The organism is Mesorhizobium sp. B2-4-2, from assembly GCF_006442845.1.
Classification (GTDB): Bacteria; Pseudomonadota; Alphaproteobacteria; order Rhizobiales; family Rhizobiaceae; genus Mesorhizobium.
Genome location: NZ_VFVM01000007.1, coordinates 47,892 through 70,877, shown reverse-complemented (window position 1 = coordinate 70,877; position 22,986 = coordinate 47,892). Strand labels below are relative to the sequence as shown.

At 63.4% G+C, this 22,986-nt stretch carries 18 protein-coding genes and 2 tRNA genes; 7 read left to right on the top strand and 13 right to left on the bottom strand.

Annotated elements, in window-relative coordinates:
- Positions 1-61: 61 nt before the first annotated feature.
- From FJ942_RS17165 to FJ942_RS17155, 3 genes are all read right to left on the bottom strand, one after another.
- Complete coding sequence (locus tag FJ942_RS17165) at positions 62-3,430, bottom strand: SPOR domain-containing protein (protein WP_140898336.1); 3,369 nt, start codon at positions 3,428-3,430, stop codon at positions 62-64.
- Between the two features lie 103 nt (positions 3,431-3,533).
- Positions 3,534-5,291: an arginine--tRNA ligase gene (gene argS / locus FJ942_RS17160; protein ID WP_140561518.1), complete on the bottom strand. Its 1,758-nt coding sequence runs from the start codon at positions 5,289-5,291 to the stop codon at positions 3,534-3,536.
- A gap of 62 nt (positions 5,292-5,353) precedes the next feature.
- Positions 5,354-6,568 carry a deoxyguanosinetriphosphate triphosphohydrolase gene (locus FJ942_RS17155; protein ID WP_140561520.1) on the bottom strand — a complete coding sequence of 405 codons (1,215 nt, stop codon included), beginning with the start codon at positions 6,566-6,568 and terminating at the stop codon, positions 5,354-5,356.
- 127 nt (positions 6,569-6,695) lie between these two features.
- Between FJ942_RS17155 and erpA the strand changes: the two genes are divergently transcribed.
- The 4 genes from erpA (at position 6,696) to FJ942_RS17135 (ending at position 8,627) form a co-directional block, all read left to right on the top strand.
- Positions 6,696-7,043: an iron-sulfur cluster insertion protein ErpA gene (gene erpA, locus FJ942_RS17150; protein ID WP_140495759.1), complete on the top strand. Its 348-nt coding sequence runs from the start codon at positions 6,696-6,698 to the stop codon at positions 7,041-7,043.
- Between the two features lie 7 nt (positions 7,044-7,050).
- Positions 7,051-7,443, top strand: coding sequence for a VOC family protein (locus FJ942_RS17145; protein WP_140495758.1), 393 nt, complete (start codon positions 7,051-7,053; stop codon positions 7,441-7,443).
- Positions 7,444-7,450: 7 nt separating this feature from the next.
- On the top strand, positions 7,451-8,245 hold the full coding sequence (gene xth / locus FJ942_RS17140; RefSeq protein ID WP_140495757.1) for an exodeoxyribonuclease III: 795 nt from the start codon (positions 7,451-7,453) through the stop codon (positions 8,243-8,245).
- A 64-nt stretch (positions 8,246-8,309) separates the two neighbouring features.
- Positions 8,310-8,627, top strand: a complete 318-nt coding sequence (locus FJ942_RS17135; RefSeq protein ID WP_140517140.1) for a hypothetical protein — start codon at positions 8,310-8,312, stop codon at positions 8,625-8,627.
- A gap of 36 nt (positions 8,628-8,663) precedes the next feature.
- Here the strand turns inward: FJ942_RS17135 and FJ942_RS17130 are convergent, their stop codons facing one another.
- The 5 genes from FJ942_RS17130 to FJ942_RS17110 form a co-directional block, all read right to left on the bottom strand.
- Positions 8,664-9,491 (bottom strand): tetratricopeptide repeat protein, encoded by an 828-nt coding sequence (locus tag FJ942_RS17130; RefSeq protein ID WP_140898335.1) that lies wholly within the window; start codon positions 9,489-9,491, stop codon positions 8,664-8,666.
- A complete protein-coding gene (gene ilvD / locus FJ942_RS17125) occupies positions 9,478-11,202 on the bottom strand; it encodes a dihydroxy-acid dehydratase (RefSeq protein ID WP_140898333.1) in 1,725 nt (574 codons plus the stop codon). Before ilvD ends, FJ942_RS17130 begins: the two co-directional genes overlap by 14 nt.
- Positions 11,203-11,509: 307 nt before the next feature.
- Positions 11,510-12,739, bottom strand: a complete 1,230-nt coding sequence (locus FJ942_RS17120) for an OmpP1/FadL family transporter (RefSeq protein WP_140495753.1) — start codon at positions 12,737-12,739, stop codon at positions 11,510-11,512.
- A 359-nt stretch (positions 12,740-13,098) separates the two neighbouring features.
- Positions 13,099-15,882, bottom strand: coding sequence for a valine--tRNA ligase (locus FJ942_RS17115; protein WP_140517146.1), 2,784 nt, complete (start codon positions 15,880-15,882; stop codon positions 13,099-13,101).
- Between the two features lie 259 nt (positions 15,883-16,141).
- Complete coding sequence (locus FJ942_RS17110) at positions 16,142-16,639, bottom strand: MarR family winged helix-turn-helix transcriptional regulator (RefSeq protein ID WP_140517148.1); 498 nt, start codon at positions 16,637-16,639, stop codon at positions 16,142-16,144.
- A 43-nt stretch (positions 16,640-16,682) separates the two neighbouring features.
- On the opposite strand from FJ942_RS17110, the gene FJ942_RS17105 reads away from it, so the two are divergent.
- Positions 16,683-18,227, top strand: coding sequence for an FAD-dependent oxidoreductase (locus FJ942_RS17105; protein ID WP_140517150.1), 1,545 nt, complete (start codon positions 16,683-16,685; stop codon positions 18,225-18,227).
- Positions 18,228-18,420: 193 nt separating this feature from the next.
- On the opposite strand, the gene FJ942_RS17100 is transcribed toward FJ942_RS17105, so the two are convergent.
- From FJ942_RS17100 to FJ942_RS17085, 4 genes are all read right to left on the bottom strand, one after another.
- Entirely contained in the window at positions 18,421-19,251 is an 831-nt protein-coding gene (locus FJ942_RS17100) for a PopZ family protein (protein WP_140495748.1), read from the bottom strand.
- A gap of 258 nt (positions 19,252-19,509) precedes the next feature.
- On the bottom strand, positions 19,510-20,889 hold the full coding sequence (locus FJ942_RS17095; RefSeq protein WP_140521260.1) for a TolC family outer membrane protein: 1,380 nt from the start codon (positions 20,887-20,889) through the stop codon (positions 19,510-19,512).
- A gap of 178 nt (positions 20,890-21,067) precedes the next feature.
- Positions 21,068-21,736, bottom strand: coding sequence for a protein-L-isoaspartate O-methyltransferase (locus tag FJ942_RS17090; RefSeq protein ID WP_140495747.1), 669 nt, complete (start codon positions 21,734-21,736; stop codon positions 21,068-21,070).
- A 90-nt stretch (positions 21,737-21,826) separates the two neighbouring features.
- Positions 21,827-21,900, bottom strand: a tRNA-Cys gene (locus FJ942_RS17085).
- Between the two features lie 221 nt (positions 21,901-22,121).
- Here FJ942_RS17085 and FJ942_RS17080 point away from each other — a divergent pair.
- Positions 22,122-22,373, top strand: coding sequence for a hypothetical protein (locus FJ942_RS17080; RefSeq protein ID WP_140898331.1), 252 nt, complete (start codon positions 22,122-22,124; stop codon positions 22,371-22,373).
- A gap of 55 nt (positions 22,374-22,428) precedes the next feature.
- On the opposite strand, the gene FJ942_RS17075 is transcribed toward FJ942_RS17080, so the two are convergent.
- A complete protein-coding gene (locus tag FJ942_RS17075; RefSeq protein WP_140495745.1) occupies positions 22,429-22,689 on the bottom strand; it encodes a hypothetical protein in 261 nt (86 codons plus the stop codon).
- Between the two features lie 220 nt (positions 22,690-22,909).
- Between FJ942_RS17075 and FJ942_RS17070 the strand changes: the two genes are divergently transcribed.
- Positions 22,910-22,984 (top strand) — tRNA-Asn (locus tag FJ942_RS17070).
- The last annotated feature ends 2 nt before the right edge of the window (positions 22,985-22,986 follow it).

Below are 22,986 nucleotides of genomic sequence, written 5' to 3'. Positions count from 1 at the left end.
GCGCGGCGTTGAGGCCGCGCCGGTTCTCAAACTGCTCTCCTCCGACACGGGAGGTGAATGACTACCTCGACACGAAGCAGTTGCCGCCGGCAGCCTTGTAGCTGGTGCACAGATTGATGGCATCGTTGCGCGACTGCGCGGGCACGCGGACGCGGTAGAAAGTCCCCTTGCCGGCGATCTCCGCCTTGACGATGTTGGCGGTGCGGCCGGAAAGCACGCCACCATAGCGACGCTGCAGATCCTGATAGGTCGACTGCGCGCTTTCGACCGTCGGCTGCGAGGCGATCTGCATCGACCACGAACCGCCGCCGGTCGAGGGCGCCGCGGGACTGATGGAGGCAACCTGATCGGGCTTGACCTCGCCGACCACGTCGACCGGCTGGTCGGACGGGCGCTGCGGCGCGACCGGGACCTTGGCCGGCGTGTTGGCCGACTGGGCCTTGGCTTCCGCCTTGGGCTCGGCCACCGGTTTCAGGGCTGGCTCATCGGCCGCCTGCGCGGCGTCCGGCGCCACCGTGCCGGTCTGGTCAGCATCAGCCTGAGCCGACGGCGCGACATGTTGCGGCGCCGGATCGACCGGCTCCACGGCAGCCACTTTCGGTGCGGCGGGCGCCGGATCCTCACGCGGCACCAGCGACCCGTCCGATTTGACCACCATGGTCCTAACCTTGCGCGGCGCCACGGCGACGACGTCGGGATTCGTTCCCTTGTCGGCATCCTGGAGGACCTGCGCGATGCGGTCCTCGGACTTGGCTGCGGGCGCGGCGTTATCGGCTGGCGCCGCAACGGCGGTTGGAGCATCGCCGCCGTCGCCGTCGGTCGCGTCGGCTGCGGTCTGGTCGGGCGAGAGATCGACGGCGCGAGCCGGATCTTTCGCCGCCACATCCACCGGTTCCTCGACATTGGTGACGAGCTTCTGCTGGACCGGCTCGGCGGGCTTGGCGCCCTTGGCGACCGCGTCGTAGACCTTGTTGTCCTGGTTCGGCACCACGGCGCCGCCCGGATTTTCCGGCTTGACCTTGATCGGTGCGTTATCCGCCTTGACCAAGACCGGGGCGTCACTGCCGCCCTGGCCGCCCGGAGACAGCGCGAAGGCGCCGAGGCCTCCGGTGACAACGACTGCACCGACAATGGCGGCGATGAGCAGGCCGCGCCTGCGCGGCGACCCGCCGGCCTCGCGTTCGGCGAGACCAGGAACCGACATCGCCTCGTCCAGCTCGGGATCGTAGTCGAGCTCGTCGACGGCAAAATCGTCGGCCTGTGAAACCGGCTGGCTGCCGGGCAAGTCGTCGACGTCGAAGCCATTGGTGGCGTCGGCATAACCCGCCGGCGCTGTCGCGCGGGCAGACATTTCCGCTGGCCGTGCCGCGTAGGTGCGCGCCTCGGGCTGATAGCCCGGCTTGAGCCCCTCATAGCCCGGCTTGAGCGTCTCATAGCCCGGCTTGAGAGCCTCATAGCCCTGTTCAAAGGCATCGTATCCCGACTTGAAGCCGGGATTGTAGGAGTCGTCGGCATAGGGCGCGCTGGCGTTTGCGGGAGCCGCAGCGACATCCACTGTATTCATCTCGGTCAGCAGATTGGAGAATTCGGCGTCGAGATCGTCGTAGCCGGGCGCGGCCGGCTCGTCCTCTTCGAAGTGCAATTCCGGAATGTCGAGATCATCCTGAAGCGCCACGACGCGCTCCGGCACATCGACGGTCTCGACGTCAGGCATCTCGTCATCGAACGCGGACTGCTCGCGCTGCGCGGCGGCCGGCGCCGCATAAGCGGCAGGCTCGGCCGCACGATAGGTCGGGATCGCGGCAGCCGGCGCCGCCATGGGGGCCGCCGAAGCCATCGGCTGGGCGGTAAAACTCGCCTGTTGCGGCTGCGGGACCGGCGTAACCCGGCTCCACGAGCGGGCCGGCTCGGGCGGCGTGGACTGCGTCGTCAGCCAATCGAGGGGATCGTCGCGGAAAGTTTCCGGCGCGGCGGAATCCGCGGCGAGGTCTTCATCCCGGTCGATTCCTTCAGCCAGGTCGATGCTTGCGGCGAGTTCCGCTTCGAAATCATCGTCTTCAGAGACAGTGGCATGCGCGCCGAGGTCCTGGTCCTGAAGCTCATCGAGCATGAGATCGTCAAGATCGACGTCAGCGGTCGAGACCGCCTGATGCTGCTGCGTCGCCGCAGGTTCGTCCAGGTTCCAGTCGAGGTCACCGGCCGTCGGTTCTTCGTGGGGTTTCGCGGTCGCGGCGACAGGCTGCTGAACCGCGACCTCCTCCTTGGCCACCGGCGCCGGGCGCGCGCTCATGGCGCCCAACAGCGCGTTCAACTCGTCTTCAAGGCTACGCTCGACGGCGGCGGCATGCACCGGTTCGGCCATAGCCGGGGCGGCCGGATGAACGGGGGCAGCCACAGACTCAGCGGCCGGCTCGTCCGTCGCTTCGGCAAGCGCGTCGTTGAAATCCTGCTCGAAAGCATCGTCCAGCGGCTCATCGGCGGCCAGGTCTGCCGCCTCGCCTTCCGCATCCGTCGCCTCGGCGAACACGTCCTCCATTTCGTGCGCATCTGCCGTCTCGGCGGTCACGTCATGCGCGTCAAGCGCATCCGTCTCCGCAGCCACGGGCGCATCGGTCGCGACCGAGTGATCGGCAGCCAGATCGAAATCGATATCCGCCAGCCCGTCGTCGAAAGCCGTGGCGTCATCAAAGCGATCGCCAAAATCCTCTTCGGAAACCGCATGGTTCGCGTTCAGCGCCGCCTCGACGGGAGGCTCGACCGGAGCCGCGGCCGCTTCAGGCTGCTGCTCCGCCACGTGACCATCGAGCATCAGTTCGTCTTCGAGCGAAAGGGCAAAGCCATCGTCGAATTCATGGTCGACGGTAGGCTCCGCGACAGGCTCCGCCACTTCGGCGGCCAAGGCGGGCTCGGCCGCATCGGTCGCGTCATCAAGCCGGAAGTCCTGATCGAGCGATGCCGCAAGCTCGTCCGCCATGGGCAGATCGTCATCGAGCGGCGAAACGCCATCGAGAGAGCTGGCTACCGCATCGTCGAAATCCGTATCGAAAGCGGCATCGACGGTTGGCGCGGCCTCGGCAACAGCGTCGTCGGCACCATGCTCATCGTCGAGCTGCATGTCGTCGAACGCCATGGCGAGTTCGTCATCCATGCCGTCGGTAGCGGCGGCGTCGAACGCCGGCTCATCAACATCGGCGACCGTCGCGGCGTTGCCTTCGGCAAAGTCGAAGTCGCCCATCAACTCCTTTTCGAGATCGATGTCGAAATCGACCTCCTGCGCCTGCTGATCAGCGGCGGCTTTCGGTTGGGCGGGCGCCTGTGGCTTGACCGGCTGGCGCGGGTCGAACCCCATGATCCTGGTCAGTTCCGCGAACGGATCATCGTTGGCGATGTCGTTGTTGTCGGCTATTCTCAGCTGGGTTCTGTCTGCCATTATTGTTCCCGAACTCGCACTCATTCGGACGCCATGGACGTCGCGCAGGGTTGGCCCTTACCAGCGCAATGTGGGCAAAAGGTGACAGGTTTTTTAGTCAAACCTAACGCATTTCGGTGGGCGCCGCGGCGCCGATCAGCGTCAGGCCGGACGTCAAGACATCCGAAACAGCCTGCACCAGCCCTAGTCTGGCATGCGTCAATTGTCGGTCGTTAACCTTAACAAAACGTAAGTCCGGATTATCGGTGCCGCGGTTCCAGTGCCCGTGGAAGCTTGAGGCCAGATCGTAGAGGTAGAATGCCAGCCGATGCGGCTCGAGCGCAAGTGCCGCCGACTCGATCAACCGTGGATATTCAGCGAGTTTCCTGATCAGGCCGATCTCGCCTTCGTCGGTCAGCAACGCCACGGCAGCCGCCAGACTGTTGCGATCGAAATTGGCCTCTCCCAACTGCTCGCTCGCCTGCCGGAATACCGAATGGCAGCGCGCCGAAGCGTACTGCACATAGAACACCGGATTGTCCTTGGACTGCTCGGTCACCTTGGCGAAGTCGAAATCCAGCGGCGCATCGTTCTTGCGATAGAGCATCATGAAGCGGATGGGGTCGCGGCCGACTTCCTCCACAACCTCGCGCAGCGTCACGAAATCGCCGGACCGCTTGGACATGCGCACCGGCTCGCCATCGCGAAACAGCTTTACCAGGTTGCACAGAAGAACCGTGAGCTTCACCTCGTCGCCGGCGATCGCCCGCGCCAGCGCTTCCAGCCGCTTGACGTAGCCGCCATGATCGGCGCCGAGCACGTAGATCAGTTCGACGAAGCCGCGATCGACCTTGTCCTTGAGATAGGCGACGTCGGCGGCGAAATAGGTGAACGAACCATCCGACTTAACCAGCGCCCGGTCCATGTCGTCGCCGACCGCCGTCGAACGGAACAGGGTCTGTTCGCGATCTTCCCAGTCGTCCGGCCTCTCGCCCTTGGGCGGCGGCAGCTTGCCTTTGTAGATATGGCCCTTCAGCGTCAGGTCGTTTATCGCCGAGCGGATCTTCCTGGCATTGTCGGCGTGCAGCGTGCGCTCGGAGAAGAACACGTCATGATGCACGTTGAGCAGCGCCAGATCCTCGCGGATCATCGCCATCATCGCGTCGATGGTGCGGTCCTTGACGATGGCGAGCGCCTCTTCGTCCGGCATCTGCAGCAAGGACCGGCCGAATTCCTTGGCCAGCGCCTGCCCGACCGGGACCAGATAGTCGCCTGGATAGAGCCCGGCCGGGATCTCGCCGACCTCGTCGCCAAGCGCTTCGCGATAACGCAGCATCGCCGAGCGCCCGAGAACGTCGATCTGCGAGCCGGCGTCGTTGATGACATATTCCTTGATCACGTCGTAACCGGCAAAGGCCATCAGATTGGCAAGCGCATCGCCAACCACGGCGCCACGGCAATGGCCGACATGCATTGGTCCCGTCGGGTTGGCCGATACATATTCGACATTGGCCTTCCTGCCGCCGCCGATGCTGGAGCGGCCGTAATTGCGGCCCTCGCCCAGAAGCGTCGTGAGATGTGCCTGCCAAAAACCGTCCCTGAGCCGCAAATTGACGAAGCCCGGGCCCGCGACCTCCGCGGCCGCGACATCCTTGTCGTCCCGCAGCGCGAGCGCCAGGCGCTCAGCCAGCGCCCGCGGGTTCTGGCCGGTGGGCTTGGCCAGCACCATTGCCGCATTGGTCGCGAGATCGCCATGGCTGGCATCGCGCGGCGGCTCGACGGCGATGCGCGACAGATCGGGCGAAACACCGTCACTGGCTTTCAGATCAAGCGCTTCGACGGCTTTTATGATTCGCGCGGTGAAGTCGGCGAAGATGTTCATGGGTATGACTCTGGCGGCTTTGCAGGGAATCCGGCTTGTTGGCCGGCAAAATCGAGCCCGCCCTAGCTCAAATCCGGCGTACGGTCAAACAAACGCCGGTGTTCCTTCAGCGCGTAGGTGTCGGTCATCCCCGCCAGGAAGTCGGCCACGCTGCGCGCCTTGATGCGATCCTCGGCCCGGTCGAGCCCCTCGCGCCAGCCGTCCGGCATGGCGCGCGGATCGGCGAAATAGACGTCGAACAGGTTCCTGACGATCCGCTCCGCATCGGCGCGCACGCGCATGACTTCCTTGTGTCGGTAGAGGTGCTTGTAGAGAAAGGCCTTCAGCTCTTTCTCGGCGACGGCCATTTCGGCGGAAAAGGTCACCATCGTCTCGCCCGCCGCCCTCACCGCATCGGCGCTCCGCGGCCCGGTGCGTTCCAGGTTGGCGGTGGTCGACCTGATCACGTCCTCGACCATGGCGGTGATCTGGCGCCGCATCAGCTCGTGGCCGGTGCGCACCTCGTCGAGATTGGGATAGCGCGCGCGCACCCCCTCCAGGATGGTCCCCGGCAGCGAGACGGCCTTCAGCATGTCCAGCGTCAGCAGCCCCGCCCTCAGGCCGTCGTCGATGTCGTGCGTGTTGTAGGCGATATCGTCGGCGATCGCAGCACACTGCGCCTCTATGCCGGCGAACCGGTCGAGTTCGAGGTCGTGCAGTTCCGAATAGTCGCGGATCGCCTGCGGCACCGGACCCTTCAGGCCCTTGCCGTTGGCATCGGTCAGCGGACCATTGTGCTTGACCAGGCCTTCCAACGTTTCCCAGGTCAGGTTCAGTCCGTCAAACTCGGCATAGCGCGCTTCCAGCCTTGTCACGATGCGCAGCGATTGCGCGTTGTGGTCGAAGCCGCCCCAATCAGCCATCTTCTCGTTGAGGGCGTCCTCGCCGGTGTGGCCGAAGGGCGTGTGGCCGAAATCATGCACCAGCGCCACCGCTTCAGCCAGATCCTCGTCGCCGCGCAGCGCCCGCGCCAGAGCGCGTGCGATCTGCGCCACCTCGATCGAATGGGTCAGCCGGGTACGGTAATGATCGCCTTCATGGGCGATGAAGACCTGCGTCTTGTGTTTCAGCCGGCGGAACGCGGTGGAATGGATGATGCGGTCGCGGTCGCGCTGGAACGGCGTACGGGTCGGGCTTTCGACCTCTTCGAACAGGCGCCCGCGCGAGCGCGCCGGATCGCTGGCATAGGCCGCGCGGGGCCTATAGCCGAATCCGATGTCGCCCAACTCGTTGGTCATGGTCGATGCCGCCTGACTTTGGCCGCCTGACTTTGGCCGCTAGACTATGGCCGCCAGACTATGGCCGGTTGACTTGGCCCTTCGCGCTTCATACCTATCATGTGAAACCGAAAGCAAGGTGACGCCCATGGGCGCGGATGCCAAGACCGCCATGAAAGTCGAGATGACCGATGCCGCCGCAAGGCGGATCGCCAAGATTGTGTCGGACGAGGCCGGCAAGACGGCGTTGCGCGTTTCCGTCGAAGGCGGCGGCTGCTCCGGCTTTTCCTACAAGTTCGATCTGGTCGACGCGCGCAACGACGACGATGTCGCCATCGAGAAGGACGGCGCCACGGTTCTGATCGATGATCTGTCGCTGGTTTATATGGGCGGGTCGGTGATTGATTTCGTCGACGACCTGATGGGCCAGTCGTTCCAGATCCGCAACCCGAATGCGGTCGCCTCCTGCGGCTGCGGCACAAGCTTCTCCATTTAGGAACAACATGCCTGCCATTGGCGCGGTTCGTCAGGTCGCGCTCTCGGCCGGGCGAGACCTCGACGCGACTCTGGCCTTCTGGTGCGACGTGCTCGGGATGAGCGTGCATGTGCGTTACGATCCGCCGGGCATCGCCTTCATCATGGCCGGCAGCGTGCGGCTGCTGTTCACCGACGGCATTCCGGCCGGAACCGTCTATCTCGACATATCAGGTCTCGAGGATTTCCACGCCGGCGCGAAAGCTGCGGGCGTTCCCTTCACCGCGCCTCCAACGCTTGTTCATCGCGACACCGAGGGCCAGTTCGGTCCGGCGGGGGAAAGCGAGTGGATGGCCTTTCTAAAGGATCCCGCAGGCAATACGATCGGCCTGGTCGAACGTCTTGCCCCGGAAGAACATTGAGGCCGCCATGAAGATCGTCACCTGGAACATCAACGGCATTCGCGCCCGCATCGGCAATCTCACCCATTGGCTGACCGAAAGCGCCCCCGACATCGTCTGCCTGCAGGAGATCAAGACGGTCGACGAGCAGTTCCCGCGCGCCGAGATCGAGGCGCTTGGCTACAATGTGGAAACCCACGGCCAGAAGGGTTTCAACGGCGTCGCCCTGCTGTCGAAATTGCGCTTCGACGAGGTCATCAGAGGTCTGCCCGGCGACGACGCCGACGAGCATGCGCGCTTCATCGAAGGTGTGTTCTCGACCGACAAGGGCGCGCTGCGTGTCGCCTCGCTCTATCTGCCGAACGGCAATCCGATCGATGACGAGAGGAAATTCTCCTACAAGCTGTCCTGGATGGCACGGCTGGAGCGCTGGGCCGAGGAGCGGCTGAGGCTGGAGGAAGCCCTGGTGCTGGCCGGTGACTACAACGTCATTCCCGAACCTGTCGACGCGAAGTTCCCGGAGAACTGGCTGAATGATGCGCTGTTCCAGCCGCAGACGCGGCAGGCGTTCCGCAGGCTGAAGAATCTCGGCTTCACCGAAGCAGTGCGTTCGGTCACCGATGCGGGCGACACCTTCACCTTCTGGGACTACCAGGCCGGCGCCTGGCAGAAGAACAACGGCATCCGCATCGACCACCTGCTGCTGTCGCCCGAGGCCGCCAACCGGTTTTCATCGGCCTCGATCGAAAAGCATGTGCGCGCCTGGGAAAAACCGTCCGACCACGTGCCGGTGGCCATCGATCTCGATTTGCTGCCGGCCTGAGGGAGACCCCGGGCCCGCGCTGGACCTCGTATCGCCACAATCAGGCGCATGATGGGAGATCATCATGGCGGCTGGGGTTCCCATGACCATACGACTTGTCCTTTGTCCGATCGGCCTGGCATTCGCTGTCGCCGTCCCTGCGGCGGCTTTCGCCGCCGAGGAATGTCTTGCCAATGGAAAATCCTACCCGGTCGGCCAGGTCGCCTGTCTGACGATCGCCGACAAGAGCCACCTCGCCCGCTGCGAGATGGTGCTCAACAACACCTCATGGACGAAAGTCGGGGACAGCTGCCCGCAAGACACGCTGGCGCCGCACCGACGGATGACGCCGATCTCGGCGCCGGCTCCCAGCATGGTGCCGGCGGAGCCGACCGAGAATTAATGTCTGATTAGCGATCTCCTCGTGGGGAGATCATCCTTACTGATCGGCGCTGTTGCCCTTGGTCAGGATGTCGTCAGCGAGCGAGATCGCTGTGCGGCGGTCGGCTTCGCCGGCGGCGGCAAAGGCCTCCTCCTGCATGCCGCGGATCCAGGGCTGGTCGGCGGGCGCCGCACGTTCGAGTGCTGCCGTCATCATCGCCAGGCCGCGCACGATCTTGCCGCTCTGGAACAACAGATGGCCGAGCGTCGCCTGCGCGCCGGCATGGCCTTTTTCGGCGGCGAGCTGGAACCAGCGCCCGGCCTGCTTGACGCTGGCCTTCACGCCGCCCTCGCCCTTCAGGAACATCTGCCCCATCTCGAACTGGGCATTCGGGTTGCGGTAGTTGGCGGCGGCCCGCATGTAATATTCCTGGGCCGCCACTTCGTTCTCGGTCACCGGGCTGCCGGGAATGCCCTTGCGCAAATAGTCGCCCAGCGCCACCAGCGCGTCGGAAACGTAGCTTTCTTCCGGTGAGCCGGGCTCGACGTCCTGATCGACGATCTCCGAAAAGAACTTGAACGCCTCGTAATCGTCGCGCGCCACGCCATCACCCTCGGCATACATGCGGGCAAGCTTCCAGGTGGCGCCGATCTGGCCGTTCTCGGCGGCGTATTTATAGGCCTCCGCGGCCTGTTCCTTGTGGCCGTTCTTGTAGGCGGAGAAGCCGAACTGGAACACCGCCCAGGGGCTCGACTGCGGCTTCACGCCGGTCTTGTCGTCGAACACCTTGTCGTCGAAGGCCATGGCCTGGCCGACGACGCCAAAGATCGCTAACGCGACCAGTGCCGGAAGGACAGACGACCTCAACAACTCAGATGTCCGCATAGCAGTGTGTTTCTTTCGCACCGCCCGGATGGGTGACCGCGCCGTCGCGGGCGGAACCTACCGTCTGTGCGTATTTCCATATCGCGCCGGACTGATAGTCGGTTGTGCGCGCCTTCCAACTCTTTGCCCTCGCAGCCAGTTCCCTATCGGACAACGCCACATCGATCGTGCCGTTCACGGCATCGATGGAGATCACATCGCCGTCCCGGATGAGGCCAATCGGACCGCCAAGGGCGGCCTCGGGCCCGACATGGCCGATGCAGAAGCCGCGCGTCGCGCCCGAGAAACGGCCGTCTGTGATCAGCGCCACCTTGCCACCCATGCCCTGGCCGTAGAGTGCCGCCGTCGTCGACAGCATCTCGCGCATGCCAGGTCCGCCGCGCGGCCCTTCGTAGCGGATGACGAGAACTTCGCCTTCCCGGTAGTTGCGATGCGTCACCGCTTCGAAACATTCCTCTTCCGAATCGAAGCAGCGCGCCGGGCCGGAGAACTTCAACTCCGTCATGCCCGCGACCTTCACGATCGCGCCTTCGGGGGCAAGGTTTCCCTTCAAGCCCACGACACCGCCGGTTTGGGTAATAGGTCTGTCGGCCGGGCGGACCACATCCTGGTGTTCATTCCAGGCAATATGCTCCATATTTTCGGCCAAAGTGCGGCCAGTGACCGTCAGACAATCGCCATGCAGGTAGCCGTGGTCGAGCAGCGTCTTCATCAACAGCGGAATGCCGCCGGCCTCGAACATGTCCTTGGCGACATATTTGCCGCCGGGCTTGAGGTCGGCGATGTATGGCGTCTTCTCGAAAATCCGGGCGACATCGAACAGGTCGAACTTGATGCCGGCCTCATGCGCTATGGCCGGCAAATGCAGCGCCGCATTGGTCGAGCCGCCGGTGGCCGAAACCACCGTCGCCGCGTTCTCCAGCGCTTTCAGCGTGACGATGTCGCGCGGCCGGATGTTCCTGGCGATCAGTTCCATGATCTTTTCGCCGGAGGCGAAGTTGAAACGGTCGCGCATTTCATAAGGCGCCGGCGCGCCGCAGGAATAGGGCAGCGCCAGGCCGATCGCCTCGGCCACGGTCGCCATGGTGTTGGCGGTGAACTGGGCGCCGCAGGAGCCGGCCGACGGACAGGCGGCCTGCTCGATTTCAAGCAGCTCGGCATCGCCGATCGTGCCGACCGAGTGCTGGCCCACCGCTTCGAACACATCCTGCACGGTGATCTGGCGGCCGCGGTAGCTGCCGGGCAGGATCGAGCCGCCATAGATGAAGATCGACGGCACGTTGAGCCGCACCATGGCCATCATCATGCCGGGCAGCGACTTGTCGCAGCCGGCGAGCCCGACCAGCGCGTCGTAGCAATGCCCGCGCATGGTGAGCTCGACCGAATCGGCGATGACCTCGCGCGACACCAGCGACGACTTCATGCCCTGGTGGCCCATGGCGATGCCGTCGGTGACGGTGATGGTGCAGAATTCGCGCGGCGTGCCGTTGGCGGCCGCGACGCCCTTCTTGACCACTTGCGCCTGGCGCATCAGCGAAATGTTGCAGGGCGCCGCTTCGTTCCAGCAGGAGGCGACGCCGACCAGCGGCTGTGCGATCTCGGCCGCCGACAGGCCCATGGCATAGAGATAGGAGCGATGCGGCGCACGCGCCGGACCGACGGTCACATAGCGGCTGGGGAGCTTAGCCTTGGAGATGACTTTGGCGTCCATACTCTTCCTTGCCCCACATCTTCCTCGCAAGAGGGCGGTGCGGCCTGCTCCCATCGCCGAGCCTTTTGGCGCGTGTCCCGAGACAAGATCGAGGTGCGCCGGGTTTATGGCGGGAAATGGGCAATTTCGTCGGCCTGACTTCTAGCGCAGGGGTTGTTCAGAAAGTGTTGCCAAAACATCACAACGACACGAGGCGGAGCTGGTGCGGTTTATCTGCAACGCAGCCCTGGGGCCGACAGGCTCGGCCACAGCCCCGGAACGAAAAAGGCCGGGCATTGCCCGGCCTTTCATTTGATTTTACAGAGACTTAGAACTTGATCTTCACACCACCAGAGATCGCCGTGATCAGATCATTCCCGAAATCATAGCTGGCATCCTCGCCTGCAACATAGCCGTTCTCACCAGCCAATGTCCCCGAGTGGCCGCTGGTCAAAACGCCGACCGCTCCAGCGAGCCGCACTTCGATGTTGGGCTGCGGCGTATAGGCGACGCCGCCGCCCAGGGTCCACGTATCGGTCTGCGCACCATAGCCATGCGAGGTGCCACGATCCCAGGTCAATTGACCGGCGGCACTCCATTGATCATTGAACTTGTGGCCGATACCACCTGAAACGGTCCAGCCGTCACGATACATCAGGTCGAGCGACGTCACCTGACCCGGGCCGTTCGTGAAGCAAGCCGCCCCAGGCGCAATTGTTGGACAGATCGGAACGCTCTGCAGCACGCTCCAGTTGACCCACTTGATTGAGCCGAAGGCCAGCCAGTCAGGCGCAATACCGGACTGCAGTTTCAGTTCCAGCGAATCCGGCATCGACTCCTCTGCGCCATAGATCGGCCGAGAACCTCCAAGAATAGCTGGTAAGGTGAGTGTGCCCGAAATGTTGTCTAGCTTGACCTTCGAATTGTAGACCAAGCTGGCGCGGAGCGCGATATCAGGGATTTCGTAGGCAACGCCGGCGCGCCAGCCCCAACCGTTAGCCTCCAGATCGACACGACCAAGCAGCGGTTGTCCGAGGGGAGTAAAACCGACCAAGCTTTCCTTGAAGCCTGAAATGTCCTGATAGAACAACCCGCCGATAAAGCGGAGCTGGCCCTTGCCAGCATCAAACTTGTAGGAACAGGTGCCGGCGTAATTGTTGCTCTTGATATCAGTCTCGACGTTAGAAAGCGCTCCGTTCCACATACCTGGTGCGGTATGCGCGCCCCAAGGCTGCGAATAATCGACCATGCAGTCGACGCCCTGCACAACCTGGGCCTTCATTCCTATGCGCGGTACCCAATAGCCCTCGGCTCCGTCGGCCGAGGTACCAAGGCCGAGATTGGCTCCGCCGGGACCACGCGCATTCTCGTACTTACGGTCCGGCATCACATAGGTCGCTTCCGCGTCTGTCGCGAACGGCGCCGGATCAAACAGCAGGTCGATATCGTAGCCGCCACGTTCCAGGCCGCCGGCATGTGCCGAGCTCATTGCCGTCCCCAGCAAAGCCAGCGAAAAGCACCCTGCCCCCAGCAGTGCTTTCAAACGCAGATTGTTCATGGATGTCCTCCCCGAATAGTCAGTGCATCCAGCTAGAACCAATTCGGGTTAACGGTGCAACAACGAATTCTTGGGGCGTACATGTACATGTCCACGGGACGCATTCCGGACAAAATGCAGACCAGCGCAGCGAGGCAGAAAAACGGTTCGCCGGGCGTGTCTCACTCAGAAAAACGGGAGAAAATCGGCCAAAAAGGCCAAAAATAATCAGTTTTGAGCAGTCGAATGCCCCATTGTTACATTATGGCAACAATGGGGCGAAAACTTCCGTTTACGTCAACATTAACGCTACGGAATGCCGGTTTCGAGGCAAAAAGCCACCCCATTTTAGAGGGCCCTAAAGTCTCCCGAATCTGCCCTCAACCCGCTTCGCGAACCCTGGCCAGCGCCACCGAAAGCTTGCTCTGCGCCTCGCGGTATTCGGCCAGCTTTTCACGCTCGGCTTCCACGATCTCGGCCGGCGCGCTGGCGACGAATCTTTCGTTCGACAGCTTCTTGTGCAGGCGTGCGATCTCCTCGGTCACCTTGGCCAGTTCTTTCTGCAAGCGCGCGGCCTCGGCGGCGAGATCGATCAGGCTGCCGAGCGGCAGGCAGACCGTTGCCTCGTTGAGCACGATCTGCGCCGAGCCCTTGGGTGCGGCGTCAACCTGCGAGATGTCGCCGACGCGCGCCAGCCGCTTGATCGCGGCGGCGTGGCGCTCCAGCCGTTCGCGGGTAAGCGTGTTGGCTCCGATCACCATCAGCGGCGCGATGGCTGCCGGCGGCACGTTCATTTCCGAACGCACGGAACGAATGCCGGAGACGAGATCAACCAGCCAGTTGATGTCGGCGGCCGCTTCAGCGTCCTCGAAATCCGGCGACGGCCACGCGGCATGGCAAAGCAGCGAAGCGCGCTCCTTGCCCTCGCCCGCGGTCTGCGCCCAAAGTTCCTCGGTCATGAACGGCATCATCGGATGCAGGAGCTTGTAGATTTCGTCGAGCACGAAGGCGACGCAGGCGCGGCTTTCGGCCTTGGCCGCCTCGTCCGTGCCCATGAACACCGGCTTCAGCAGCTCCAGATACCAGTCGCAGAACAGGTTCCAGACGAAGCGGTAGGCCGCCCCCGCCGCCTCGTTGAAGCGATATGAGGTGATGCCGTCCGTGACCTCTCGCGCGGCGCGCGTCAGCTCGGTCAGGATCCAGCGGTTGACCGCCAGCTTGGCGTCGTTCAGCCAGAAATCGTCGTTGCGCGCGACTTCGTTCATCTCGGCGAAGCGCGTCGCGTTCCAAAGCTTGGTGCCGAAATTGCGGTAGCCGGCAATGCGCGCCGGGTCGAGCTTCACGTCACGCCCCTGCGCCGCCATCACCGTCAGCGTGAAGCGCAGCGCGTCGGCGCCATATTCGTCGATGAGGTCGAGCGGGTCGACGACATTGCCTTTCGACTTCGACATCTTCTGCCCGTTCTTGTCGCGCACCAGCGCGTGCATGTAGACGGTGTGGAACGGCTCCTCGTCCATGAAGTGCAGGCCCATCATCATCATGCGCGCGACCCAGAAGAAGATCAGGTCGAAGCCGGTCACCAGCACGTCGGTCTGGTAGTAGGTTTTCAGCTCCGGCGTCTCATCCGGCCAGCCCAGCGTCGAGAACGGCCACAGCGCCGAGGAAAACCAGGTATCGAGCACGTCCTCGTCACGGGTCAGGATTTCGCCCGGCTGGAAATTCTCGAGCTTGTCCTCGACCCAGGCCTTCCAGGGTCCTTCGAGCGCCAGATAATATTCGATCGCGGCACTCAGCGCCTCTTCCTCCGTCTTCTCGACGAAGACGCGCCCGTCCGGCCCATACCATGCCGGAATCTGGTGGCCCCACCAAAGCTGGCGCGAGATGCACCAGGGTTCAATGTTCTCCATCCACTGGAAGTACGTCTTTTCCCAATTCGCGGGTATGATCTTGGTACGCCCCTCGCGCACCGAGGCGATCGCCGGCTTGGCCAGTTCGGCGGCGTTTGCATACCACTGCTCGGTCAGGAACGGCTCGATCGGCACGCCGCCGCGATCACCATGCGGCACGGCGTGGCGATGCGGCTCGACCTTGTCGAGGAAGCCGCCTTCTTCCATCAATTCGACGATCCTCTTGCGCGCGACAAAGCGGTCAAGGCCGTTGAGTTCATCCCAGACGGCTTGGCGCTCCGGCGTCACCTCGAGCCCGGCGAGGAAATCCTCGTTGTCCCTGAGGTTTACCGCCGCCTCGACGGTGAGGATATTGATCGCCGGCAGCTTGTGGCGCTTGCCGACCTCGAAGTCGTTGAAGTCATGCGCCGGCGTTATCTTAACCGCGCCAGAGCCCTTCTCGGGGTCGGAATACTCATCCGCCACCACGGGAATCTTGCGGCCGACGATCGGCAGGACGACATTCTTGCCGACCAGGTGCCGGAAGCGCTCGTCGTCCGGATGCACGGCGACGGCCGTATCGCCCAGCATCGTCTCGGGGCGCGTCGTCGCCACGATGATGAAGGTCTTCGGGTTTTCCGGATCGAAGGCCACGCCTTCGACGGGATAGCGGAAGTGCCAGAGATTGCCGTTGACCTCCTGCTGCTCGACCTCGAGATCGGAGATCGCGGTGAGCAGCTTGGGATCCCAGTTCACAAGGCGCTTGTCCTTGTAGATCAGGCCTTCCTTGTAGAGCGTGACGAACACTTCGAGCACGGCCTTGGACAGGCCTTCGTCCATGGTGAAGCGTTCGCGCGACCAGTCGGCCGAGGCGCCGAGCCGCTTCAGCTGGTTGAGGATCGCGCCCCCGGATTCGGCTTTCCACTCCCACACTTTCTCGATGAACTGTTCACGGGTGAGGTCGCGGCGATGGATCTGCTTTTCCATCAACTGCCGCTCGACCACCATCTGCGTGGCGATGCCGGCATGGTCCATGCCCGGCTGCCACAGCACGTTCTTGCCGCGCATGCGCTCGAAGCGAACGAGAATATCCTGCAACGTGTTGTTGAGCGCGTGGCCCATATGCAGCGAGCCGGTGACGTTGGGCGGCGGGATGACGATGGTGAAGGCCTCGGCCCCCTCCTCGGCGCCGGCGCCGGCGCGAAACGCGTCGGCCTCTTCCCACACCTTGGCAATCTTCGGTTCGACGGTTTTGGCGTCGTAGGTCTTTTCAAGCATGGGAAAATGGTCCGCGCTGTCGGATTTTTGCTGGTCCGGTGTAAATCGGAAGGCTTTGACCGAGTCAACCGTAGGGGCCGCCTCGGCAACCGGCACAACAGAAAGAGGATCACCGTTCAGATAGTGTCTGTCCCGTATGCGACAATCCCTGGTGGCGTCGGCACTGTCACCGGCTCCAGCCGGAGAGGCATTGCACGCCTACGCCGCCCAATCCCAAATGCCAGCTCGGGTCGTACGAAACGAGGAATAGTGCGACGTCTCAGGACGCGCTGGAGTCCTCTGGTTTTTCTTTCAAAGCTTCGGCGAACTTGCGCATGAGCCGCACGAGTTCGTCGATGTCGTGTGCGTCCCAGCTTTCGAAAACGGCGCGAGCGTTTCTCTCTCGTGCTGCGTCGATCTTGTCGGTCATCGCCTTGCCCTTTGGCGTGACGACAGCCTCATTCACGCGGCGGTCTGTCTCGCTCTGCCGGCGCACGGCCAGGCCAAGGCTTTCGAGCTTCGCCACCTGACGGCTGACAGTGGTGTAATCGCGGCCAGCCCGGTCGGCGAGGTCCACTATCCCTATCGGCCCAAGCCGCTCTATCCCGACCAGCAGAGGAAACAGTGCGCGGTCGAGCGCAATTCCGGCCTCCTTTACCATCTGCTCATCGCGCTGAGGCCGGTTCATAAGGCTGGCAATCTCGATCAGCGCTCCGTGGAGTTCACGAATCTGATGACTCCCAATATGTGTATTTTTCACGCTTTTCATTGACAGCACTCCGACTCTCCATTATGTGCATTTTACACACAAGGAGATCGACATGACAAACGGTTTTGCGGCAGATGTGCTCATCTGCGGCGCAGGAGCGGCTGGCCTGACGCTGGGGATCGAGCTTGCACGGCGCGGTATATCCTTCCAGCTCATTGAGAAGATGAGCGAACCCTTCCGTGGCTCGCGCGGCAAGGGCATCCAGCCGAGGACACAGGAGATTTTCGAAGATCTTGGCATTCTCGACAGGGTCGTTGCCGCAGGCGGCGTCTATCCGCCGATGCGCGTGTATGGCGATGACGGCAGCTATATCGAAAAGGACACCGGCGAGCGCCCCGATCCGACGCCGGCAGAGCCTTACGCCATCGCGCTAATGATTCCGCAATTCCTCACCGAGCGGATCATGCGAGAGCGGCTGGCAGAACTAGGCCATAGGGTCGAGTACGGATGTGAGTTGGTTGGGTTCGAGCAAGGTGAGAACGGTGTCATGGCACGTCTTGCGGGGCCGAATGGCGAGCAAACCGTTCGCGCACGCTATCTTGTCGGGGCGGACGGCGGGCACAGCTTCGTGCGCGGCGCGCTCGGCTTGAATTTCCCCGGCAAGACGCTGGGCGTGCGTGCGGTCGTGGCGGATGTGCTGTTGACCGGGCTGGACCGCGATGCGTGGCACCAGTTCAACGACGGTGACATGGAGCGAATGGTCGCGATTTGCCCGCTCGCCGGAACCGATCTCTTCCAGATTCAGGCACCCATTCTGCTGGACGGCGAAGTGGACCTCTCAGCAGAACAGCTGGGGCGCTTGATTAATGAGCGGACCGGCCGCGGCGACGTGCGGGTGGATTCGGTCGCCTGGGCGTCGGCCTACCTGATGAACGCCCGGCTTGCCGATCGCTACCGGGTCGATCGGGTATTCCTCGTTGGCGATGCAGCTCATATCCATCCGCCAACCGGCGGCCAGGGCCTGAACACCAGCGTGCAGGATGCCTATAATCTGGGCTGGAAACTTGCCGCCGTCCTCGACGGCGCGGATGATTGCCTGCTCGACACCTATGAGCAGGAACGACGTCCGGTCGCAGAATCGGTTCTCGGCCTTTCGACCCGGCTGCTCGACACCCAGAAACAGGGTGGAATGCACCGCGGCCGCGAGGTGCGCCAGCTCGATATCGCCTATCCGGAATCGCCGCTCTCCAGGGAAATGGCCGAACGCAGCAGCGGCCCGCACGCGGGGGACCGCGCGCCGGATGCCCAAATCAGGGGCGCGGCGGGGCAACCATGGCGACTGTTCCAATTGCTGCAAGGGCCGCATTGGACACTGCTTGTTCATCAAGCCGGGAGAGAGACGGTTGGCCCACTCAAGGGGCTGCATGTCCACCACATCGGCCCGCAAGGCGATGTCATCGATGCCTGGGGACACCTTCGCGATGCTTATGCACTGGCACCGGGCGAGTGTGTGCTGATCCGGCCGGACGGATATATCGGTGTGATGGCGATTCTTGATGCAGACCGAACCGCGAAGCTCGAAACCTATTTGGCCCGCATGGGCCTAGTCCAACCCGGAGAAGACCCGAAAGACTGCCGAGATATGTTCGAACAATGAGGTTGGCGGGCTCTATGCTTGGGTCGGGCCTATATGAAGCGTGGAGCGGCGTGGTCGTGGCAATCGCCATCATCGGAGCTATTATTGCGGCCACCGCCTCCTTCGACGTGCCGATCCTGAGATTACCGTGCCTGCGCCAGGGTGAAGGCGCAGCGGTGTCCAACTAGCCACCTAAGGCGGCCCGGGAAAATCATTACGCGCCGCGCGCCACGCGCTCGATCTCCTCGCGCACCAGGCGCTCGACCAGCGTTGGCAGGTTGTTGTCCAGCCAGTCCTGCAGCATCGGCCGCAGCATCTCCTCGGCCATCTCGTCGAATGTCTTCTTGCTGCGGCTGGCAAAGGCGTCGGAGAGTTCGCCAAAGGCCGCGGCGACCTGCCGGCCCGTATGCTCGGAAAGGATTGCCGGACGGGCCGCAGGCGTTTCATCCGCCGCCTTGCGCGCCTCGTCGGTGCTCGCCGGGGCGGCGATCGAAGGGGTCCGCTCGAACGCCGGCTCCGGCATCGGCTCGTCCACCGGCGCTTCGGGCTGGACAACCGGCTTGCGAATGCCTGGTATCGCCTTCGCCTGCTCGCCGACCGCTGCGATCTCGCGGCGCCAATCGGCGACGATGGCATCGCTTGCCGCGCCGGCCTCGGGCGTCGCGGGCCTGTCGGTCCTTTCGGCGGGCAGCGGCTCGGCGGCGATCCGGGCGCTCACCTCGGCAAGCGTCATCGACGCCCTTGGTGCCACGGGATCGGTTCGCTCCGGCGCTTCCATGCGCGCGACCGTTGGTTCGGCCGCCGATGTCTGTGCCTGCACCTCCGCCAGCGTGACCGGCTTCCTGACCTCGGGAGCGGCATGCAATTCGGCGCGGAACGCATCGACGTCGGGAGCAGCGCCCGCCGCCGGCTTCAGATCCTGCCGCAAGTCATCGGCATCGTCCGGCTGCTTGCGGCCGCTGTCGCTGTCCTCGATGATCCTCCTGATGGAAGCCAGTATCTCTTCCATGGAAGGTTCGCGCTGTGCGCTGCTTGCCGTTGCCATCGTCACATCCGCCGCCCTTGTGACCTGTTACAGACTTCCGCTCCGGTAAACGCCGGATTCGAATCATGGCGACAGCGTAACCGACGGAGCGCCGTACGAGAATCCCCATTCTGGGGACATGTGGGATTTCAACAGATTAGCGCAATTCGTCGAAAAGCATGTGACGGGTTGCCGGCGCAGTTGCGCAAACAATGAAGCGACCCGGCGTTTCGATCGAACGCCGGGTCGCTTCGAGAGAACTACTCGAATCTGTGGAGTTTAGCGGCCATCCGGCGTGCGCAGGCCGATCCACTTGTCCTTGACGGCATTGTAGTGCTCTTCAGGCCTGTACTTCGTCGCCTGCAGCGCAAGGCGCTCGGCCGAGAGGCGGCCGATCGCCGACAGGATGGCATAACTCGCCACCACAACGTCGTGCTCGGAATTTGCCTGGTTGATCTTGGCGGTGATGACGGTGGCCTGCGCGTTGAGCACATCCAGCGTGGTGCGCTGGCCGACATTGCGTTCCTCGATGACACCGTTCAGCGCCAGTTGAGCGGCGTCGATCACCTGCCTGTTGGCAGCGACGCTCTGCTGCGCGGCGGTGTATTGCGACCACGCCGAGGCGACGGCCTGGCGCACCTGGTCGCGGCTGACGTCGACCTGGATGCGGGCCTCGCCAAGCGATTCCTTGTTCTGTCGCACGACCGCCGAGGTGCGGCCGCCCGAATAGATCGGGATCGTCAGTGTCGCACCGATGTTGGCCGAGGTCGAACCGCCGTTGCTCCCCTGGAGGTCGGGATTGCGATGCAGATAATCCTCCGAAATGCCGGCCGATGCGGAAAGCTGCGGCAGCAATGCGCCCTCGGACGACTTCACCGAAAACGCGGCCGCATCGACCAGATGCTGGGTGGCGAGGATCGCCGGATGCTCGGCCGAGGCGATGGCTATCGCCGAATCGAGGCTCGGCGGCAGCAGCCTGGCCAATGGCGAGGCAGGCCTGAGCTTGCCCGGCTCGTCACCGACGATCTGGTGATAGCTCGCCGCACTTGCCAGCGCCTGCGCGCGGGCGGCGCTGAGCGACGCCACGGCGGAAGCGCGCGACGCATCGGCCTGCGCAACGTCGGTGCGCGTGCCTTCGCCGACCTCGAACCGTGAGCGCGCGGCGCGCGCCTGCTCGGTCAGGAACTGCAGATTCTGCTCCGTCAGCACCGCGATCTGCCGGTCCCGAATCACGTCCATATAGGCCGTGGCCGCGCTCAACAGCGTGTTCTCCTCGGTGTTGCGCAGGCTTTCGACGGATGCCTTGACCCGCGATTCGGCTGCCGCCACATTGTTTCTCGTTTGGAAGCCGTCGAACAGGTTCTGGTTTATGACGATGCCCACACTGGCCGACCCCGTCTTGACGTTGGCGCCGCTGGCACGGGTATTCACATAATTCGTGTCGGCCGTCCCGGTGATGGTCGGGCGCCAGCCGGACTTGGCGATGGCCACGCTCTCATCGGTGACGCGTACGCCGGCTCGGGAGGCATTCAGCGAGGAATTGTATTGATAGGCCTTTGCAAGCGCGCCGGAGATGGTTTCGGCCGAGGCGGCCAGCGGGGAAAGCGCGGTCGCCGAAACGAGGACGGCGGTGAAAAGTGACTTGCGTAGAGACGGCACCATTAAACCCTCATTCGTTTTCCATGGGAACCACGCCGCACCGGCTTCTCCTTAGAGAACCGGAGCGGCGTGTCAGAATGTTCCCTGTCGCTCGGCCCAAAGTGCCCCCATTGGGATCAGCAACGATTGTTCAAATGCAAGCGACCATGACAAAGCCTCTGCTGCAAGGCCAAATCATTCAGAATTCGAAAGCATGCTCACGTTCGAACCCGGGTAGTGGCTTAATTGCCGCATTAAATGCCCGTCTACCGGTTACAACCCCCCCTGCTTTGAAAAAAAGCCGCGCCACGCCGGAATTGCCCTGCCCTTCGACCGCGACGAGGCGGCCGCCTTCGGCGAGCTGGTCGAGCAGCGCCGCCGGCACTTTGCCGACGCTGCCGCCGACGAAGACGACATCGTAGGGCGCCTTGGCGGCATATCCCTGCGGCAGCGGGCCCTGGACCACGGTCACATTGCCGCAGCCCAGCGATGAGAGCACCGACTTTGCGGTTTCGGCCAGCGCCGAATCACTTTCAAGCGCCACCACGGAGCCCGCCAGTCGCGACAGGATGGCCGAGGCATAGCCGGTGCCGCAGCCGACATCGAGGACCGAATCAGCCTGACTGATCTCGGCCAGTTGCATCAGCTTGGCCAGCGGCGAAGGCTCCATCAGATATCGCGCGCCGCCGGGGCCGTCCGCGATGCGGATGTCTTCGTCGATGTAGGCGAGATTGCGCTGGCGTTCGTCGACGAAAAGCTCGCGGGGCACGGAAAGCATGGCGTCGAGCAGCGGCGTGCTGGTCACGTCGGTGGTGCGGATCTGGCCATCGACCATCTTGACGCGAAGCTCGGAGAAATCAGCGCTCATGTCCCAACCAATCCGCTTGCCGCGCCACATCGCGGTTCATTTAGACGGGAACGGCGAGCTCCCTGCGCTGACGCGCGGGAGCCCGGAGATTGGAGGCCTCGCCCGGAATCGAACCGGGGTGCAAGGATTTGCAGTCCTCTGCGTAACCACTCCGCCACGAGGCCTCGTTACTCCCGGCGTTCCACCCGGTTCCAATAGGTTGCGACGAAAAAGCCGTCAAGCGGCGACAATGCATTCGCGACGGTTTCGCCTGCGCCAGTCCCCGCACCCCGCCCTAAATGCGAGACAGGGCGGTTCGAGCTGCGTTAGCAAGCCGTTAAGCATGGCGGATGATTGGGAGAAACTCCGCGCACCGGGCTGCGTTGAGGCCGAGGAGGACTGCGCCATGCAGCTGGCCAAACCGGACGAGTCGACCAACAACGCGGACAGCTCGCCGCTGCTGGGGTGCGAGGAGCTGGTGCGCTACGCCATGGATTGCCTCGAGATAGAAGGCACCGGCCGGCTTTCACCGCGCGACCGCGCGCGCCTTGCCTCGGCTTCCGCCGTCCTGAAGGAAATCAGCGAGGATCTGAGAGCAGGCCAGCAGGACGCCCCGGAGGAGGCGAGCACTGGAACGCAGGATAGCGCTGCGATTTGATTCGGGCCCCAAAGGCCGCCGCGACGAAGCCGGGCAAGGTCCCCGGCGTGGCCGATCAATCCGGCCGGCGCCGCCGTTCCCACCAGACGACGAACCGGCGCCGATGGCGGCGCACCATGGCGAATTCGTAGGAGAGCACCAAAAGTCCGAGCGGCACCATCCAGAAACCGAGAATCGGCAAGAACCCCAGAATGCCGCCAATCGTCAAAAGCACGCCGATTGCAATCCTGAGGCCGCGCGAACGCGGCATGGTGAACTTGCGCCCGAAGACCGATATCTTTCGCGCCGGTGCCTGGTTTTCTTCTGCTGCCGTCATCTCGAATGGCTGGTCCGTCTGGTGGCTTGAGGATGTCACTTGACGAAAGCCGCGACCGCGCATTCGGTTCCGCGCCCTCGCAAGACGGCTAATATGAGGACGAACGCCGCCGATTGCGAGAAACGCCTGAGCGAAAAAGTCTCGGAAAAATGCGAAATGGTTCTTTGCAAAGCCGAAAAGGGTTTGCTATAGGCTGCGCCACTCGCATGAGAGCCTCTGTTCCCCGGTAGCTCAGTGGTAGAGCAACCGGCTGTTAACCGGTTGGTCGCTGGTTCGAATCCGGCCCGGGGAGCCAAT